13 protein-coding genes and 2 riboswitches are annotated in these 16,804 nt (G+C 65.7%); of the genes, 9 read left to right on the top strand and 4 right to left on the bottom strand.

Annotated features, from left to right (window positions below):
- The first annotated feature begins 38 nt into the window (after nucleotides 1-38).
- Nucleotides 39-2,330 carry a fatty acid cis/trans isomerase gene (locus tag ATY02_RS23435; RefSeq protein WP_068581417.1) on the top strand — a complete coding sequence of 764 codons (2,292 nt, stop codon included), beginning with the start codon at nucleotides 39-41 and terminating at the stop codon, nucleotides 2,328-2,330.
- A gap of 140 nt (nucleotides 2,331-2,470) precedes the next feature.
- Entirely contained in the window at nucleotides 2,471-3,055 is a 585-nt protein-coding gene (gene nfuA, locus ATY02_RS23430) for a Fe-S biogenesis protein NfuA (RefSeq protein ID WP_047305029.1), read from the top strand.
- A gap of 68 nt (nucleotides 3,056-3,123) precedes the next feature.
- Here the strand turns inward: nfuA and cobM are convergent, their stop codons facing one another.
- The 4 genes from cobM to ATY02_RS23410 form a co-directional block, all read right to left on the bottom strand.
- The gene (gene cobM, locus ATY02_RS23425) at nucleotides 3,124-3,870 is read right to left on the bottom strand and encodes a precorrin-4 C(11)-methyltransferase (RefSeq protein WP_068581414.1); all 747 of its coding nucleotides are present in this window, start codon (nucleotides 3,868-3,870) and stop codon (nucleotides 3,124-3,126) included.
- 81 nt (nucleotides 3,871-3,951) lie between these two features.
- The gene (locus tag ATY02_RS23420; RefSeq protein WP_068581411.1) at nucleotides 3,952-4,365 is read right to left on the bottom strand and encodes a cobalamin biosynthesis protein; all 414 of its coding nucleotides are present in this window, start codon (nucleotides 4,363-4,365) and stop codon (nucleotides 3,952-3,954) included.
- On the bottom strand, nucleotides 4,362-5,066 hold the full coding sequence (locus tag ATY02_RS23415; RefSeq protein WP_068581408.1) for a CbtA family protein: 705 nt from the start codon (nucleotides 5,064-5,066) through the stop codon (nucleotides 4,362-4,364). Before ATY02_RS23415 ends, ATY02_RS23420 begins: the two co-directional genes overlap by 4 nt.
- Before the next feature lie 10 nt (nucleotides 5,067-5,076).
- Nucleotides 5,077-5,265, bottom strand: coding sequence for a CbtB domain-containing protein (locus ATY02_RS23410; protein WP_068581406.1), 189 nt, complete (start codon nucleotides 5,263-5,265; stop codon nucleotides 5,077-5,079).
- A 95-nt stretch (nucleotides 5,266-5,360) separates the two neighbouring features.
- A riboswitch (cobalamin riboswitch) is annotated at nucleotides 5,361-5,584 on the bottom strand.
- 90 nt (nucleotides 5,585-5,674) lie between these two features.
- Nucleotides 5,675-5,885, top strand: a riboswitch (cobalamin riboswitch).
- Nucleotides 5,886-5,980: 95 nt separating this feature from the next.
- Between ATY02_RS23410 and cobW the strand changes: the two genes are divergently transcribed.
- The 7 genes from cobW to ATY02_RS23375 all read left to right on the top strand — a co-directional run bounded on the left by cobW (nucleotide 5,981) and on the right by ATY02_RS23375 (nucleotide 16,803).
- Nucleotides 5,981-7,048 carry a cobalamin biosynthesis protein CobW gene (gene cobW, locus ATY02_RS23405; protein WP_068581490.1) on the top strand — a complete coding sequence of 356 codons (1,068 nt, stop codon included), beginning with the start codon at nucleotides 5,981-5,983 and terminating at the stop codon, nucleotides 7,046-7,048.
- A 3-nt stretch (nucleotides 7,049-7,051) separates the two neighbouring features.
- Nucleotides 7,052-10,822, top strand: a complete 3,771-nt coding sequence (gene cobN, locus ATY02_RS23400) for a cobaltochelatase subunit CobN (protein ID WP_068581403.1) — start codon at nucleotides 7,052-7,054, stop codon at nucleotides 10,820-10,822.
- Nucleotides 10,823-11,063: 241 nt separating this feature from the next.
- On the top strand, nucleotides 11,064-12,074 hold the full coding sequence (locus tag ATY02_RS23395) for an ATP-binding protein (protein ID WP_068581401.1): 1,011 nt from the start codon (nucleotides 11,064-11,066) through the stop codon (nucleotides 12,072-12,074).
- Between the two features lie 53 nt (nucleotides 12,075-12,127).
- Nucleotides 12,128-12,727 (top strand): vWA domain-containing protein, encoded by a 600-nt coding sequence (locus tag ATY02_RS23390; RefSeq protein WP_083235760.1) that lies wholly within the window; start codon nucleotides 12,128-12,130, stop codon nucleotides 12,725-12,727.
- A gap of 167 nt (nucleotides 12,728-12,894) precedes the next feature.
- A complete protein-coding gene (locus ATY02_RS23385; protein ID WP_068581395.1) occupies nucleotides 12,895-14,541 on the top strand; it encodes a phospholipase D-like domain-containing protein in 1,647 nt (548 codons plus the stop codon).
- A 92-nt stretch (nucleotides 14,542-14,633) separates the two neighbouring features.
- Complete coding sequence (locus ATY02_RS23380; protein WP_068581392.1) at nucleotides 14,634-15,548, top strand: LysR family transcriptional regulator; 915 nt, start codon at nucleotides 14,634-14,636, stop codon at nucleotides 15,546-15,548.
- A gap of 148 nt (nucleotides 15,549-15,696) precedes the next feature.
- Entirely contained in the window at nucleotides 15,697-16,803 is a 1,107-nt protein-coding gene (locus tag ATY02_RS23375; protein ID WP_068581390.1) for a tartrate dehydrogenase, read from the top strand.
- The last annotated feature ends 1 nt before the right edge of the window (nucleotide 16,804 follow it).

The raw sequence follows: 16,804 nt of genomic DNA, 5'->3' as shown, positions 1-16,804 counted from the left end.
GGTAGAATCGCGACGTTTTTACTTTCGGGACCAGGGACATGCCGTATCGTTTTGCCGTCAGCAGCGTGCTGCTGCTATTGAGTTCACTGTGTATGGCACAAGGTCCGGCGCCGGCGATCTCCTATACCCGCGACATCCAGCCGATCTTTACCGAGAAGTGCGTGGCTTGCCATGCCTGCTACGACTCGGCCTGCCAACTCAACCTGGGCAGCGGTGAAGGGGCTGCCCGTGGCGCCTCGAAGGCGCCGGTATACGACGGTGAGCGGAGCAAGGCCCAGGCCCCGACCCGGCTGTTCTACGATGCCAGCGGCAAGGCGGCCTGGCAGAGCCGCGGGTTCTATTCGGTGCTCGATGCCCAGGGCAGCCAGGCGGCGCTGATGGCGCGGATGCTGGAGTTGGGGCACCGTACGCCGCTGCAACCCAATGCCAAGCTGCCCAGTGAGATCGTCCTGGGCCTGAACCGGGAGAACATGTGCCCGCAGCCGGCCGAGTTCGACGGTTATGCCGGGGCCCATCCCAAGGAAGGCATGCCCCTGGCGGTCACTGGCTTGACCAACCAGCAGTACCAGACGCTACAGCGCTGGCTGGCTTCCGGGGCACCGATCGACGAGCAGGCCCTGGCCCCCAGCGCCCGGGAAAGCCTGCAGGTGGTCCAGTGGGAAAACCTGCTCAACGCCCCCGGCGCCCGGGAGAGCCTGGTGGCGCGTTGGCTCTACGAGCATTGGTTCCTGGCGCACATCTACTTTGAAGGCGGTGAGCCTGGGCATTTCTTCCAGTGGGTGCGCTCGCGTACCCCCACTGGCCAGCCCATCGACCTGATCAATACCCGGCGCCCCAACGACGACCCGGGCACCCAGGTGTACTACCGCCTGTGGCCGGTGCAGGGGGTGATCGTGCACAAGACCCACATCACTTACCCGCTGGGCGCGGCGAAGCTGGCCCGGGTCAAGACCCTGTTCTACAGCGGCGATTGGCAGGTCAGCGCGTTGCCGGGTTATGGGCCCGGACGCCGGGCCAATCCGTTCGAGACCTTCGAGGCGATCCCGGCCAAGGCCCGCTACCAGTTCATGCTGGATAATGCCGAGTACTTCGTGCGGACCTTCATCCGTGGCCCGGTATGCCGCGGGCAGATCGCCACCGACGTGATCCGCGACAACTTCTGGGCCCTGTTCCAGGCCCCGGAGCATGACCTGTACATCACCGACCCGGCCTATCGTGGCCAGGCCACGCCCTTGCTGGCGATGCCCGGGCAGAACGACGATGTCGGCAGCGTGCTCAGCCTGTGGTTGGCCTACCGCGACAAGCGCAACGAGTATGAGGCCCTGCGCCGTGACTCCTACGCCGAGGCCCCGGCGCCCAGCTGGTCGACCCTGTGGGCCGGCAACGACAACGCGCTGTTGAGCATCTTTCGCCACTTCGACAGCGCCTCGGTGACCAAGGGCCTGATCGGCGAGATTCCGCAGACGATGTGGCTGTTCGACTATCCGTTGCTGGAGCGCACTTATTACCAGCTGGCGGTGAACTTCGACGTATTCGGCAACGTTTCGCACCAGGCCCAGACCCGGCTGTACTTCGACTTGATCCGCAACGGCGCCGAGCAGAACTTCCTGCGCCTGATGCCCGCCGGTACCCGTGAGGATTTCCTCGACGATTGGTACCAGAACAGCGGCAAGTTCAAGATGTGGCTGGATTATGAGTCCATCGACGACAGCAAGCGCAGTGCCCTGAAGCTGGACCTGAAGGAGCCGAAAAAGGATTTTGCCAACCAGTTGCTGGTCCGCTATGGCGAACTCAATGCCAAGCCGGACCCGATCAACCGTTGTGACAGCGCCTATTGCTCGCGGCCCAACATCGACCCGGCCCTGCAAGATGCCGAACAGGCCCTGAGCCGCCTGGCGTCGCGGCCGGCGGCAGGGCTCAAGGTCATCGAGCAGTTGCCCGAGGCTACCTTGCTGAGGGTGCAGACGCCTGGTGGCAAGCGCGAGTTCTACAGCATGCTGCGCAACCGCGCCCACAGTAACGTGGCCTTCATGCTCGGCGAGTCGCTGCGTTACCAGCCGGGCCTGGACACCCTGACGATCTTCCCGGGTATCCTCAGCAGCTACCCGAATTTCATCTTCGATATCCCGTCCACCCAGGTGCCTGAGTTCGTTGCGGCCATGCAAGAGGCCAGGGACGCCGAGGGCTTCGAGAAGATCGTCGAACGCTGGGGGATTCGCCGCAGCCACCCGCAGTTCTGGCAGTACTTCCACGACCAGACCCGCTATTTGAAGGAAACCGACCCGGTGGAGGCGGGGGTCATGGACATGAACCGCTACGAAAACCTTTGAGCTAGAGCATTCGTGCGCCCCGGGCCGACCCTTGGCGTCCCGGGGATGCCTTATACCAAGGTCTATCCTGACAAAAACACTAGGACTTTTTCAGCAGCATCGATTGGCGTAAACTGCGCCCACGTCTGCGAGGAACCACCATGAGCGCCATAACCATTACCGACGCCGCCCACGATTATCTGGCTGATCTGCTGTCCAAGCAGAACACTCCCGGGATCGGCATCCGCATCTTCATCACCCAACCAGGGACCCAATACGCCGAGACTTGCATCGCCTATTGCAAGCCGGGCGAAGAAAAGCCCGAGGACAAGGCCCTGGGTCTCAAGAGCTTCACCGCCTACATCGACGCCTTCAGTGAAGGTTTCCTCGATGATGCGGTCGTCGACTACGCCACCGATCGCATGGGTGGGCAACTGACTATCAAGGCTCCAAACGCCAAGGTACCGATGGTCAATGCCGACAGCCCGATCAACGAGCGCATCAACTATTACCTGCAAACCGAGATCAATCCGGGGCTGGCCAGCCACGGCGGCCAGGTCAGCCTGATCGACGTGGTCGATGACGGCATCGCCGTGCTGCAATTCGGCGGCGGCTGCCAGGGCTGCGGCCAGGCGGACGTGACCTTGAAGGAAGGTATCGAGCGCACCCTGCTCGAGCGTATCCCTGAACTCAAGGGCGTGCGCGACGTCACCGACCACACGCAGAAAGAAAACGCCTACTACTAAGGCGTTCGCTGCGACACAAAAAAACGGCGCACCGTGAGCGCCGTTTTTTTATGCCTGGAACCAGGCCGTCAGGGCCGATAGAGGTGGGCGTGGCCGGCGCGGTACAGCGATGACTCACTGAAGGCATCGCTGGCCAGCACCCGGCCCACCAGGATCAGCGCGGTGCGCCGGAAGCCCTTGGCGGCCACTTTGGCGGCGATGTCCGCCAGGGTTCCCAGTACCCAGTCCTGGTCCGGCCAGGTGGCCCGGTGCACCACTGCGATGGGGCAGTCGGCGCCGTAGTGGGGGAGCAGCTCGGCGACGATCCGCTCCATGTGGTTGACCCCCAGGTGGATGGCCATGGTGGCGCCGTGGGCCGCGAGGCTGGCGAATTCTTCCCCGGCGGGCATGCTGGTCTTGTCCGCATAGCGGGTGAGGATCACGCTCTGGGAGACGTCGGGCAAGGTCAGCTCCGCTCCCAGCAGCGCGGCGCAGGCGGCGGTGGCGGTAACCCCGGGGACGATCTCGAACGGAATCTCCAGCTCCTGCAGGCAGCGGATCTGCTCGCCGATGGCGCCGTACAGGCTTGGGTCGCCGGAGTGCACCCGGGCCACATCCTGGCCCTGGGCATGGGCTTCGCGGATGGCCTGGATGATCTGTTCCAGGTGCAATTCGGCGCTGTTGATCACCCGTACCGCGCTATGCCCTTCGAGCACCGCCTGGGGGACCAGCGAACCGGCATAGATGATCACCGGGCAGCGATGGATCAGGCGCTGGCCCTTGACGGTGATCAGATCCGGGTCGCCGGGGCCGGCACCGATGAAGTAGACGGTCATGGCTGTGTCCTGTGAAAAAGAGGTCGGAGCAGGGCTTCAGATGAAGATTGCTCATGATCGAGGGCGGGGATTATCGGGGTTCTACGGGCAAACAGCCAAGGCCAGGGTTGCCTGGGCGCTTTTTTGTCGTGGTACCAGCAACTGTGCCGGCCCTGTTTGCAGGTATTCAGCCATGGCCAGGGCGGCGCTTTCCGCCACGCCATAGCAGCCGGTGTGCTCGAACGCGATCTGTGAACGGTGGCTCAGGCGCGAAGCATAAGGCGCCAGTTGCCTGCTGCTGAAGCAGGTCAATGGCAGGGCCAGTTGTTCCGCCAGTTGCAGCAGCCCGGGTTCGCTGCGTTTCAGGTCGATGCTGGCCAGGGCCCGAAGTTGCCCCTTATCCAGCTGATGGGCTTGCAGTACCTGGTCCAACAGGGCGCGCAGGACGCTTGCCGGGCAGCCTTTCTGGCAGCCCAGGCCGACCACCAGGGTCGGCCCTGCGCGCCAGGCCGTCATGCCGAATAGCCGTCCCCGCCCTTGCGTCGGAACAACCAGGCGCTGATCAGGCCCAGGGCCAGCCAGAAGGCCGCGTTGGTCAGCTGCGAGGCGATCTTGAACTGCGCCTCCAGCGCCTCGGGAGCCAGCATCGAGTGCACTTCCGGCTGCGGCGCTCCGATCACATGGGGCACGGCAATGATGGCCGCGCCCAGCAACTTCAGCAGCCAGTTGCCGGCGAACACGATCAGGGCCAGGCCCACGGCGGTCGAGGCAGCGGCGCCGACCCACCAGATCTGCCGCTGTACCAGGTCGGCCGCTGCCGTGCCGGGCAGTTCCGGTGGCAGGCCCAGGGTAGGGGCCAGGCAAAAGGTGGCATAACCGGCCAGGCCCCAGAGCAGGCCCTGGGAGGTGCGGCTGGGCGCGCGCAAGGTGTAGAGGCCTGCCAGCATCAGGGCGAAGCCGACGGCGACCACCAGGTTGCCGCCCGTGGTGGACAGCACTCGCTGCCAGCCGTCTTCCGGTTCCCAGGCTTCTTCGTCGTGGACGTGACCAGCCATGGCGCCGGGGGCGTGTTCATGGACTGCCTCGGTGGCTGGGGCCTTCTCGTAGGTTTCCGCCTGCAGGATCAACGGGGCGACCCAGAAGCTTTGCAGCAGGGTCAGCAGCAGGGCGGCCAGCAGCCCGGTGAAGCCCGCGGTTTGCGCGATACGCTTGATCATGGGGCGGGTCTCAGTGGCAAGGGAAGGCGGCGCTGTGGCGGGTGTCGTGGGCGGCGTTGTGTACCGCCTCGATGTGCGAGAAACCGGCGAAGTACACCAGGCAGGCGCCGAGGATCGAGGCGCCGATGGCGGCTACCAGGCGCTGGCTCAGGGTGGTGGTGCTGCTGGCGGAATGGCTGGTGCTGCTGATGGTCGACATGGCGCGTTCCCTTGGTTTGTCAGCGGGAAGCGGCGCAGGAAAACCCCGCGTGGCGTTCACGCAGGGTTTGCAACAGCGCCCGCCCACCGCGGGTTTGTTATTCGTGTATTGCGGGCCGGTCTCCGGGCTCGCGAGGGGCTGGGGCGGTTTCGTGCCCTGCCGACAAGTGTCGCCTTCCCATGCCCGGGGCACAGTGGATCTGACACTTCGCTCGCTTACCGTTGCGGGGGCAGCACCGGACTGGTCACGGCTGGCAAGCGCGTGATTCACCGGTTTCCCGTTTCACCCTGTGAAGGGCACCCGTAACAAGTTGTGTAGCAAATCATGGGCAAGGGGCGCCGTCAATCGCCAACTGCGACCCGAAGCCACCCCGAAGCCACATGCACATTGACCGCTTTCCGCGCTCTGCGTAGCCTTGCGCGTTCGAGGTTCTTCGGCCAGCGGTCGAAGCTAAGACGGGAACGCGGTAGAAGCCGCGGCTGCCCCCGCAACTGTGAAGGGTTCGATTTTCTGCAAAGCCACTGCATGGGCGTCCAGGACGCTGGCGGGAAGGCGCAGGAACTGTCAGTCCAACTGGCAGGCCCCCAGCCAGGAGACCTGCCTCGAAGATGATTCTCACTACAACCGGGCGGGGTGATCCGGTGGCGAAATCAGCGCGGGCCTTGTGCCGTGCCTCTCGTCCCGTATGCCCGCCACCTTCGCCAAAGGGCATCCGATGAAAACACTGGCCAAACTTCCCGTCACCATCGTCACCGGCTTCCTGGGCTCGGGCAAGACCACCTTGCTGCGGCACATGCTGGACAACGCCCAGGGCCGTCGTATCGCGGTGATCGTCAATGAATTCGGCGAGCTGGGCATCGACGGCGAGATCCTCAAGCAGTGTTCCATCGGCTGCACCGAAGAAGAAGCCAGTGGCCGGGTCTATGAGCTGGCCAACGGCTGCCTGTGCTGCACCGTGCAGGAGGAGTTCTTCCCGGTGATGCGCGAACTGGTGGCCCGTCGTGGCGACCTGGACCATATCCTCATCGAAACCAGCGGCCTGGCCCTGCCCAAGCCCCTGGTGCAAGCCTTCCAGTGGCCGGAAATCCGCAGCGCCTGCACCGTCGATGCGGTGATCACCGTGGTCGACAGCCCGGCCGTGGCCGCCGGCACCTTCGCCGCCTTCCCGGACCAGGTGGACGCCCAGCGCAAGCTCGACCCCAACCTGGACCATGAGTCGCCGCTGCACGAGCTGTTCGCCGACCAGCTGTCCAGCGCCGACCTGGTGATTCTCAACAAGACCGACCTGATCGATCCGGCCGACCTGGCCAAGGTCCGCCTGGAAGTGGCCGAGGAGCTACCGCCGGCGGTCAAGGTGATCGAGGCCAGCAGCGGGCGCCTGCCCCTGGACGTGCTGCTGGGCGTGGGTGCCGGCTCCGAGGAGCACATCGACAGCCGCCACAGTCATCACGACCATCACCATGACAGCGACGATCATGACGACCATGACCACGACGCCTTCGACTCGATCTCCATCGAGCTGCCCGAGGCCGACGAAAGCCTGTTGCTCGATGCCCTGACCCAACTGGTGGTCAAGCACGGCATCCTGCGGGTCAAGGGTTTTGCGGCAATCCCCGGCAAGCCGATGCGCCTGCTGCTCCAGGGCGTAGGTACCCGTTTCGACAAGCACTTCGACCGCAAGTGGGGCGCCGATGAAAAGCGTATCACCCGCCTGGTGCTGATCGGCCAGGAACTGGACGCAACCCAGCTGGAAGCGCAACTGCGCGCCGCCCTGGGCGCCTGACCCATGCACCTGCTCAGGACCCAGCCCGGCGGATTCGTGTCGGATGACAACATCGCCGACCTTGGACAAACCCCCGCCGAGCTGGTGATCCTGTGCAGCGGCGACTCCAGCCTGGCGCTGCTGGCCGAGGCCGCCGAGCAGCTGCCAGTGGACTACCCCAGTTTTCGCCTGGCCAACCCGATGCAGGTGCAGAACCACGCCTCGGTGGACCTGTACGTCGACCAGGTGCTGCGCCATGCCAGGGTCATCCTGATTTCCCTGCACGGCGGCATCGCCTACTGGCGTTATGGCGTCGAGCAATTGGTGGAGCTGTCCCGGCGCGGGGTGCAACTGATCCTGGTGCCAGGGGACGACCGGCCCGACCCGGAGCTCAGCGACCTGAGCACGGTGTCGGCCGTGGAGCGCGACCGCCTGTGGCAGTTCCTGCGCCAGGGCGGGCGAGAAAACGCGTTGAATTTCTACCGCTGCCTGAGCGGCTTGCTGGGGCGCGACTACCCCTGGAGCGAACCGCAGGTGCTGCCGCGCACCGCGCTCTATCACCCGGCCAGGAGCCAGGCCAGTCTGGCGGATTGGCAGGCCCACTGGCAGCCCGGCCAGGCGGTGGCGGCGCTGCTGTTCTATCGCTCGCACTTGCAGGCGGCCAACACCGCATTCATCGACCTGTTCTGCCAGCGCCTTGCGGCTGCCGGTCTCAACCCCTTGCCGATCGCCGTGGCCAGCCTCAAGGAGCCCGGCTGCCTGGCGCAGGTGGAAGACTGGCTGGATGAGACCGGCGCCGGAGTGATCCTCAACACCACCGGTTTTGCCCAGTCCAGCCCCGAGGCGCCACACCTGCGGCCGTTTCGCCGCGATATCCCGGTGATCCAGGCCATCTGCGCCCAGGACAACGAGCCGGGCTGGCAGGCCAGCGAACAAGGCCTGGGCCCACGGGACCTGGCCATGCACATCGCCTTGCCCGAACTGGATGGACGCATCATCAGCCGCCCCATCAGCTTCAAGGACCTGGCCTGGCGCAGCGAGCGCAGCCAGTCGGACGTGGTCTGCTACCGCGGCCAGCCCGAGCGCATGGACTTCGTCGCCCGGCTGGCAAGCCATTGGGTCGAGCTGGGACGCCTGGACAACCACCAAAAACGCATCGCCCTGGTCCTGGCCAACTACCCGACCCGCGACGGGCGCATCGGCAACGGTGTGGGTCTGGATACCCCGGCGGCGGCGCTGAACATTCTCAAGGCCTTGCAGGCCGAGGGTTATCCGCTGCCTGACGAGCTGCCGGCCAGCGGCACCGAGCTGATCCAGCAATTGCTCGGTGGCGTCAGCAACGATCTGGACAGCCTCGACCTGCGCCCTTGCCAGCAGAGCCTGGCCCTGGACGATTACCAGCGCCTGTTCCAGGCATTGCCCGAGGCCAACCGCCAAGCGGTGCTGGAGCGCTGGGGCGCCCCGGAGCAGGACCCGATGTTCCGCAACGGGCGGCTGATGGTCGCTGGCCTGCGCCTGGGCCTGACTTTCATCGGCATCCAGCCGGCCCGGGGTTACCAGGTCGACCCCAGCGCGGTGTACCACGACCCGGACCTGGTGCCGCCCCATGCCTACCTGGCGTTCTATTTCTGGCTGCGCCAGGTCTACGGCGTCCACGCAGTGATCCACGTCGGCAAGCACGGCAACCTCGAGTGGCTGCCGGGCAAGGGTGTCGGCCTGTCGGCCCAGTGCTGGCCGGACGCCTTGCTGGGGCCGCTGCCGAACATCTACCCGTTCATCGTCAACGACCCAGGGGAGGGCGCCCAGGCCAAGCGCCGGACCCAGGCGGTGATCATCGATCACCTGATGCCGCCCCTGACCCGCGCCGAAACCTATGGCCCGCTGCGTAACCTGGAGCTGCTGGCCGACGAGTATTACGAGGCCCAGTTGCTCGACCCGCGCCGCGCCCGGGAGCTGCAACGGGACATCCTGCGCCTGGTGCGCGAGACCCAGATCGACCGCGAGCTGCAACTGGACGGACCACTGGAAGGCGAAGCCGATGCGGCGCTCTGGCTGCCACGGCTGGACACCTACCTGTGCGATCTCAAGGAATCGCAGATCCGCGACGGCCTGCATGTGTTCGGCGAGTCGCCAGAAGGGCGCTTGCGCATCGATACGTTGCTGGCCCTGCTGCGCATCCCCCGGGGCGACGGCAAGGGCGCCCACGCCAGCCTGTTGCGGGCCCTGGCCAAGGCCTTCGAGCTGGGGTTCGACCCGCTGGACTGCGCCCTGGCCGAGCCCTGGACCGGGCGGCGGCCGCAGGCCCTGCAACAGCTCAGCGATGCCTTGTGGCGTACCGCCGGGGATGTGCGCGAGCGCCTGGAAATCTACGCCGGGCGCCTGATCGAGGTGGCCTTGCAAGGCCCGGTGGCACAACTGGACGAAGCCGGCTGGCAGCCGGTGCGCAGCATCATCGAGGGCTTGCGCGAGGTAGTGGCGCCGCGCCTGGATGCCTGCGGCCCGGCGGAGATGCGCGGCCTGCTCGATGCCCTGCAAGGCCGCTTCGTGCCGGCGGGCCCCAGCGGTGCGCCCAGTCGCGGACGTCTGGACGTGCTGCCCACCGGGCGCAATTTCTATTCGGTGGATGTGCGCAACCTGCCCACCACCACTGCCTGGCGCATCGGTTTCCAGTCGGCCAACCTGATCCTCGAGCGCCACCTGCAGGATCACGGCGATCACCTGCTGCAACTGGGCCTGTCGGTCTGGGGCACGGCCACCATGCGCACCGGTGGCGACGATATCGCCCAGGCCATGGCGCTGATGGGCGTGCGGCCCGTCTGGGCCACTGGCAGTCAGCGGGTCGACGACTTCGAGATCCTGCCCCTGAGCCTGCTGGATCGGCCCCGGGTCGATGTGACCTTGCGGATTTCCGGGTTCTTCCGCGATGCCTTCGCCAACCTCATCCGCCTGTTCGACGCGGCGGTGCAGGCGGTGGCGGCCCTGGACGAGCCGGCCGACATGAACCCCCTGGCGGCCAGGGTCCGTGCCGAACGCGAAGCCTTGGAGGCTAGCGGCCTGGACCCGGAAGCGGCGGCGCGCCAGGCCGGCTGGCGGGTTTTCGGGGCCAAGCCCGGGGCCTATGGTGCCGGGGTCCAGGGCGCCATCGATGGCCGGTTGTGGCAGAGCCGCGAGGACCTGGCCGAGGTCTACCTCAACTGGGGCGGCTACGCCTACGGCGGCAGCGATGAAGGCACCGCCGCCCGCGAGCAGTTCGCCGCTCGCCTGGGGCGGGTCCAGGCGGTGGTGCAGAACCAGGACAACCGCGAGCACGACCTGCTGGATTCCAACGACTATTACCAGTTCCAGGGCGGCATGCTGGCGGCGGTGGAGAGCCTGGGCGGGGCCAAGGTCGCCAGCTACCACGGCGATCACAGCCAGCCCGACCTGCCGAAGATCCGCAGCCTCAAGGAAGAGCTCAACCGGGTGATCCGTTCCCGGGCGGTCAACCCGAAATGGATCGAGGGGGTCAAGCGCCACGGTTACAAGGGGGCTTTCGAAATGGCCGCGACCCTGGACAACCTGTTCGCCTTCGATGCCACCACCGAACTGATCGACGACCACCAGTACGCCTTGCTGGCCGATGCCTACCTGCTGGACGACTCGACCCGCGAGTTCGTTCGCCAGCATAATCCCCACGCCTTGCGCGATATGACCGAGCGTTTGCTGGAGGCCCAGCAGCGCGGCCTGTGGCAGGAGCCCGGAGCCTATCGCGAGGCCCTGGAACATCTGCTGCTGGATATAGAAGAAGACTCCTGAGGGCACCTTTAAAAACTACCTGCGTTGTCATCGCTGCGTTAAAAACAGGCTGGTGCGCCAGCCCGGTCAAAATACACATTGACCCCTTGTAAACGGCGCTTTTTCGCCTGTTTTTGCCTTGCGCTGACTGCCTCGCCTACGTTTTTAGAGGTGCCCTGAGGCGGCGAATGCTGCGCACTCGATCGCGAGACGGCTCGCGAAATCGTCCTTCGGGACACCCAGACCCAAGCGAGAACCCCAGATGAGCGACACCCCGCATTTCCCCTTGTCGGCCGTGGTCGGCGCCGATGCCTTGAAGCTGGCCCTGTGCCTGACCGCCATCGACCCGAAGATCGGTGGCGTGTTGATCGAGGGGCCACGGGGCATGGCCAAGTCGACCCTGGCCCGGGGACTGGCGGATTTGCTGGCCAGCGGGCAGTTCGTCACCTTGCCCCTGGGGGCCAGCGAAGAGCGGCTGGTGGGTACCCTGGACCTGGATGCAGCCCTGGGTGAGGGGCGGGCGCAGTTCTCCCCGGGCGTTCTGGCCAAGGCCGACGGCGGGGTGTTGTATGTCGATGAGGTCAACCTGCTGCCCGATCACCTGGTGGACTTGCTGCTGGATGTGGCGGCCAGTGGCACCAATCTCATCGAGCGCGATGGCATTTCCCATCGGCATTCGGCGAAGTTCGTGCTGATCGGCACCATGAACCCGGAGGAGGGTGAGTTGCGCCCGCAACTGCTGGACCGCTTCGGTCTCAACGTGGCCTTGAACGGCCAGGTCCTGCCCCAGGAGCGCGGGCAGATCATCCGCCGGCGCCTGGATTTCGATAGCGACCCGCAGGGGTTCTGCAACCAATGGGCCCAGGCCCAGGCCGAACTGCGCCAGCGCTGCCAGCAGGCGCGGACGCTGCTGGAAGGTATCGCCCTGGATGACCAGGCCCTGGCGCAGATCACCGAGCGTTGCTTCGCTGCCGGGGTCGATGGCCTGCGTGCCGACCTGGTCTGGTTGCGGGCCGCCCGGGCCCATGCCGCCTGGCGTGGCGCTTCGGCCATCACCGAGGACGATATCGACGCGGTGGCGGAATTCGCCTTGCGCCATCGCCGTGGGCAGGCGCCTGCCGCACCGGCGCAGCAGCCCCAGTCGCCGGTACCGCAGCAGTCCGGGGCGCAGCGCGAGGCCAGCGAAGGCGCGGGCCAATGGGGTGACATGCCGGCCCAGGCACTGCCCACCGGCGTCCGGCGCGAAGTGCCCAGCTGGCCAAAAAAGCCCTAGGCATCCGTTCCCGCTCTGGCCTGGGGGCGGATGCCAAGCCCCGGCCGGGGCGCCTGGACCAGGGACGACAAGGTCGCAGCCGGGCGGCGAGTTGCGGTCGCATCAACTGGCCAGGCACCTTGCTCAAGGGACGCCCACGCCTGGTCGAGGACCTGTTGTGGCAACTGCGCAGTCGCACGCCCCATGAGTTGTGGCTGGTGATCGTCGACGCCTCGGCCTCGACTCGCCGGCACGATGCCCTGAGCGATGCCAAGGGCCTGCTGGCGCAACTGTTCGACGATGCCTACCGGCAACGGGCGCGCCTGGCCTTGCTCACCGCCAGCGGTCGTGCGCCCCGCTGGCAGGTCCAGGGGCTCAAGGCTTCCAAGGACCTGCGCCACTGGCTCGATGGCCTGGGCGCCGGCGGTGGTACGCCATTGCCCCAGGCCCTGGCCGAGGCCCGGCAGTGGTTGGAGCAGCGGCAACGGCGCTGGCCGGCGGAGCAGCAGCGGGTGTTGCTGATCACCGACGGGCGCCTGAAAACCTTGCCGTCGGTCGCCCCTCTGCATTGTCCAACCCTGTTGCTGGATATCGAGCGCAGCCCGATCCGCCTCGGTCGCGCCCGGGAACTGGCGCAACGCCTGGGCGCCGACTACCACCATATCGACCGGTAGCGTCCCAAACCCTGTGGCTCGTGCCGAGCTGGCGAGGCTGCGTACGGGTGCGCAGCGGCCGCAAGGCTTGGTAGCGCGATATACCTGTTGCTCCAAGGGCTCGTATCGAGCCATGCACAGCCGGTGCAGCGGCTACACTGCCTGCGCCAATCAAGGGGAGCGACGCCATGCGGGTACTGGTGCACAACGACAAGGACGATTTTCGGGTCAAGGCCTACGCCGGCACCAATGGCGTGCTCCTGGCCATGGACCTGGATGCCAGTCGCCGCCGGGGCTTGCTGGGTTTCGCCATCGAAAAACAGACCGGTAGCAAACCCTGGCTGTTCCTGTTCAATAGCCTGACTTTCCCCGGCAAGACGCACACCTTCCCCCAGTACAACGCCACGCCCAGCAACCAGGCGCCATTGCAGAAGTTTCGCTGGGCCGACTATGCAGTCAACCCGGGCGCCACCCTCAACTATCGGGTGTACCTGGTCTATGGCAGCGCCGCCGCGCCGCAGCTGGGAGAAATGCTGCAGCTATGCATCACCGCCGACAACGGCCAGCCTCCCGGGCAGCGGGTGATCTTCAATCGTGCAGTGGCCGCCAGCCAGGCGTTCTCGCGCAAGTTTCCCGAACTGGACACTTTGCTCAGCGCCAACAAGAACCTGCCCATCGAGGCCTGGCCAGAGGCGCCCCGGCAATGGCTGGAGAACGGCCTGCTGGAGCAGTTGCTGGGTTTCATCCAACGTGCCAGCGACGCCAGCTGGAGCCTGGATATCGCCATCTACGAGTACCAGTTGCCAGCTATTGTCGATGCGGTCAACGCGGCCTTCGATCGCGGGGCCAAGGTCCGGGTGCTGTACCACGCCGCCCCCGGCGATGCCGACACCACGATGAACCAGACCAGCCTGCAGCACCTGCCCGAAGACAGCAAACGTGGACGGGTGACCCATGCCATCTTCCACGACAAGTTCATCGTCCTCAGCCGCCTGGAGCAGGGCGGTGGGCGCCAGAGCGTCGCGGTGCTCTGTGGCAGCACCAACTTCACGGGCAACGGTGTCTACCGCCAGGCCAACGTATTGCATTGCCTGGACAACCCGGACATCGCCAACCGCTACCTACAGGTGTTCGAGCAGATCTGGGCCGCCCCGGCGGATGTCGGTGCCACTCGCAAATGGTTGACCCAGACCAACCCCATGCAGCCTGAGGCGGCGCTGTTCGCCGGTTTTTCCCCACGCAGTGGCCAGGGGGATCTCGACGAGTTCGTGGGGATCATCAACGGCGCCCGTCGCGATTTGCTGTTCGTCACCGCCTTCGCCTTGCCCGACCGGATCCTCGATGCCTTGCTCGGCCAGCCCCACGACGATGTGTTGCGCTATGGCCTGCAGAACACCGCCAGCCGCATCACCGGTTTCCATGCCGACCGCACGGCGGAGTTCGCCGCTACCGCGTTGCTCAACAACGGCCTGGAAGGCTGGCTCAAGGAAGGCCTCAAGGGGCAGAAGGGCAACTTGCTGGTGCATACCAAGGCGGTGGTCACCGACTTCACCAGCGACGCCCCGGTGATCATCAGCGGCAGCCACAACCTCAGCGTCGGCGCCAGCCAGAGCAACGATGAGAACTTCCTGATCATCCGTGGCGACACCGACCTGGCGGATCGCTACGGCCTGGAGCTGCTGCGTTTCTACGAGCATTACCGGTTCCGCTACTTTGCCAGGCAACTGGCGCTCAAGCAGGTCCAGCCCTTGGCGGCGGACGATAGCTGGAGCAACGATTACTACCTCGCAGGCGATTTGCGCATGCTCTCGCGCCTGCGCTTCTCTGGGCGTTGAAGCAAGGTGCCCAGCTTGGCGAGAAGCTTGCGCAGGTTGCACATCGGCGGGTGACTGCGTAGGTTTCAGCGACTGCGCACAAGGACCCCGCCATGTCTCCGGACCTGACCTCCATCGAGTTGTTCCTCAAGGCCCTGACCCTGGGCAACCTGTCCCGGGCTGCCGAGCAGTCGCATCTGTCGCTGTCGGCCGCCAGCCGCCGGTTGTCCTTGCTGGAGCAGCATTTCAAGGTGGCGCTCCTGGTGCGTACGTCCACCGGGGTGCAGCCCACGCCAGCGGGCCAGGCCCTGGCCGATCACGCGCGGAGCATCCTGCGGGCCGTGGATGTGATGCATGCCGACCTTGCCGACTTCGCCAAGGGGGCCACGGGCCGGGTCAGTCTCTACGCCAACAGTTCGGCCATGAGCCAGGAACTGCCCAGGCAGCTGACCCAATGGAGCGAGCTGCATCCTGGCATTCGCATCGACATTCGCGAGGAGCGCAGTCGCGAGATTCTCCTGGCCGTGCGTGACGGGGTGGCCGACGTCGGCATCGTTACCACGTTGCCTGAGGCGCGGGACCTGTATTTCAAGGCGTATTGTCGCGACCGCCTGTGCCTGATCGTGCCCCAGGGGCATCCGTTCAAGATGAGCCATGCACGTTTCGAGGACCTGTTGGGCTACGACTTCGTCGGCCTGGAGGACAACGCCGCCATTACCCCGCTGATTACCGAGGCCGCTGCCGCTGTGAGCATGCCCTTGCGCCTGCGGGTGCAGGTCCGCAGCTTCGAGGCCGTGTGCCGGCTGATTGCCGCAGGGCAGGGGGTCGGTGTGTTGCCCCAGGGTGCGGTACAGATCTTCCGCAAGGAAATGGACTTGCGTTTTATCGAAATCGATGACCCCTGGGCCGATCGCCAGATGTACTTGTGTCGCCGCCGTGAGCCGCCGTCCCTGGCCAGTCACGCCCTGTTTGACTACCTGGCAGGCTTCCAGCAGGACGGGGCAGTGGCCCGTGAGGGCGATCAGTAGCAGCAATCGCTCATCCGGCCTTCGAATTTTTCGAAGGCGGTTTCCGTAATGAGCAATTCCCACTGGCCCGGCTCTGTGGCCAGAATGGGCGCGCCTGTCCGCTTGACCTGCCTCGATAACAACAACACGTCAGACCAGGAGATATGGCTTGTCCAGGATCAATCCCCCTGTAAAACCCGTCCACCGCATCGCGGTGATCGCCGGTGATGGTATCGGCCGCGAAGTGGTGCCCGAAGGCCTGCGGGTGCTCGATGCGGTCGGTCGGCGCTTCGGCATCGACTGGCATTTCGATCATTTCAACTGGTGCAGCGAGCACTACCAGGCCCACGGCAGCATGATGCCCGAGGACTGGGCCGAGCAGATCGGCAATCACGAAGCGATCTTCTTCGGCGCCGTGGGAGCCCCGGATATCGTTCCCGACCATGTGGCGGTCTGGGACTCGCTGCTCAAGATCCGTCGCCAGTTCGACCAGTACGTCAACATCCGCCCCGTGCGCCTGATGCCCGGCGTGCCCTGTCCGCTGGCCGGGCGGGTGCCGGGCGACATCGACTTCATCGTGGTGCGGGAGAACACCGAGGGCGAGTACTCCAGTGTCGGCGGGCGCATGTGGCCGGGCACGCCTCGGGAGATCGCCTTGCAGGAGTCGGTGTTTTCCCGCCATGGCGTCGACCGGGTGCTCAAGTACGCCTTCGAACTGGCCAGCCGCCGGCCTCGGCGCAACCTGGTGGCGGCCACCAAATCCAATGGTATCGCCATCACCATGCCGTTTTGGGACGAGCGCCTGGATGCCATCGCCAAGGCCTATCCCGAGGTCGCCAGCCGCAAGTTCCATATCGATATCCTCTGCGCGCACTTCGTCCAGCATCCGGACTGGTTCGATGTGGTGGTGGCCTCCAATCTGTTCGGCGACATCCTTTCCGATCTTGGCCCGGCCTGTACCGGCACCATCGGTATCGCCCCCTCGGCCAACCTCAACCCTGAGCGGCTGTATCCGTCTCTGTTCGAACCCGTGCACGGCTCGGCGCCGGACATCGCCGGGCTGGGCGTAGCCAACCCTATCGGCCAGATCTGGTCGGCAGCTTTGATGATCGAGCACCTGGGGCAGGGCAACGAGCTTTACCAACGGGCGGCCGCCGCCGTCGTACAGAGTATCGAGACCGTACTCGCAGACGGTCCGCGTACCCGGGAAATGGGCGGTACCGCCAGCACCGTGGAAGTCGGGCGTGCCATCGCCGAATGCCTGGAGGGGAGCTGAA

The sequence above is a fragment of the Pseudomonas sp. BIOMIG1BAC genome (assembly GCF_001705995.2).
Lineage (GTDB): Bacteria > Pseudomonadota > Gammaproteobacteria > Pseudomonadales > Pseudomonadaceae > Aquipseudomonas > Aquipseudomonas sessilinigenes.
This window is presented reverse-complemented; position numbering and strand designations above follow the sequence as displayed.

Excerpts from the sequence above, each read along its gene's own strand:
- cobW (WP_068581490.1), top strand. The coding sequence starts at position 5,981 with ATGAAAACACTGGCCAAACTTCCCGTCACCATCGTCACCGGCTTCCTG.
- ATY02_RS23415 (WP_068581408.1), bottom strand. The coding sequence starts at position 5,066 with ATGATCAAGCGTATCGCGCAAACCGCGGGCTTCACCGGGCTGCTGGCC.
- ATY02_RS23420 (WP_068581411.1), bottom strand. The coding sequence starts at position 4,365 with ATGACGGCCTGGCGCGCAGGGCCGACCCTGGTGGTCGGCCTGGGCTGC.
- ATY02_RS23395 (WP_068581401.1), top strand. The coding sequence starts at position 11,064 with ATGAGCGACACCCCGCATTTCCCCTTGTCGGCCGTGGTCGGCGCCGAT.
- ATY02_RS23410 (WP_068581406.1), bottom strand. The coding sequence starts at position 5,265 with ATGTCGACCATCAGCAGCACCAGCCATTCCGCCAGCAGCACCACCACC.
- nfuA (WP_047305029.1), top strand. The coding sequence starts at position 2,471 with ATGAGCGCCATAACCATTACCGACGCCGCCCACGATTATCTGGCTGAT.
- ATY02_RS23380 (WP_068581392.1), top strand. The coding sequence starts at position 14,634 with ATGTCTCCGGACCTGACCTCCATCGAGTTGTTCCTCAAGGCCCTGACC.
- cobN (WP_068581403.1), top strand. The coding sequence starts at position 7,052 with ATGCACCTGCTCAGGACCCAGCCCGGCGGATTCGTGTCGGATGACAAC.
- cobM (WP_068581414.1), bottom strand. The coding sequence starts at position 3,870 with ATGACCGTCTACTTCATCGGTGCCGGCCCCGGCGACCCGGATCTGATC.
- ATY02_RS23385 (WP_068581395.1), top strand. The coding sequence starts at position 12,895 with ATGCGGGTACTGGTGCACAACGACAAGGACGATTTTCGGGTCAAGGCC.
- ATY02_RS23435 (WP_068581417.1), top strand. The coding sequence starts at position 39 with ATGCCGTATCGTTTTGCCGTCAGCAGCGTGCTGCTGCTATTGAGTTCA.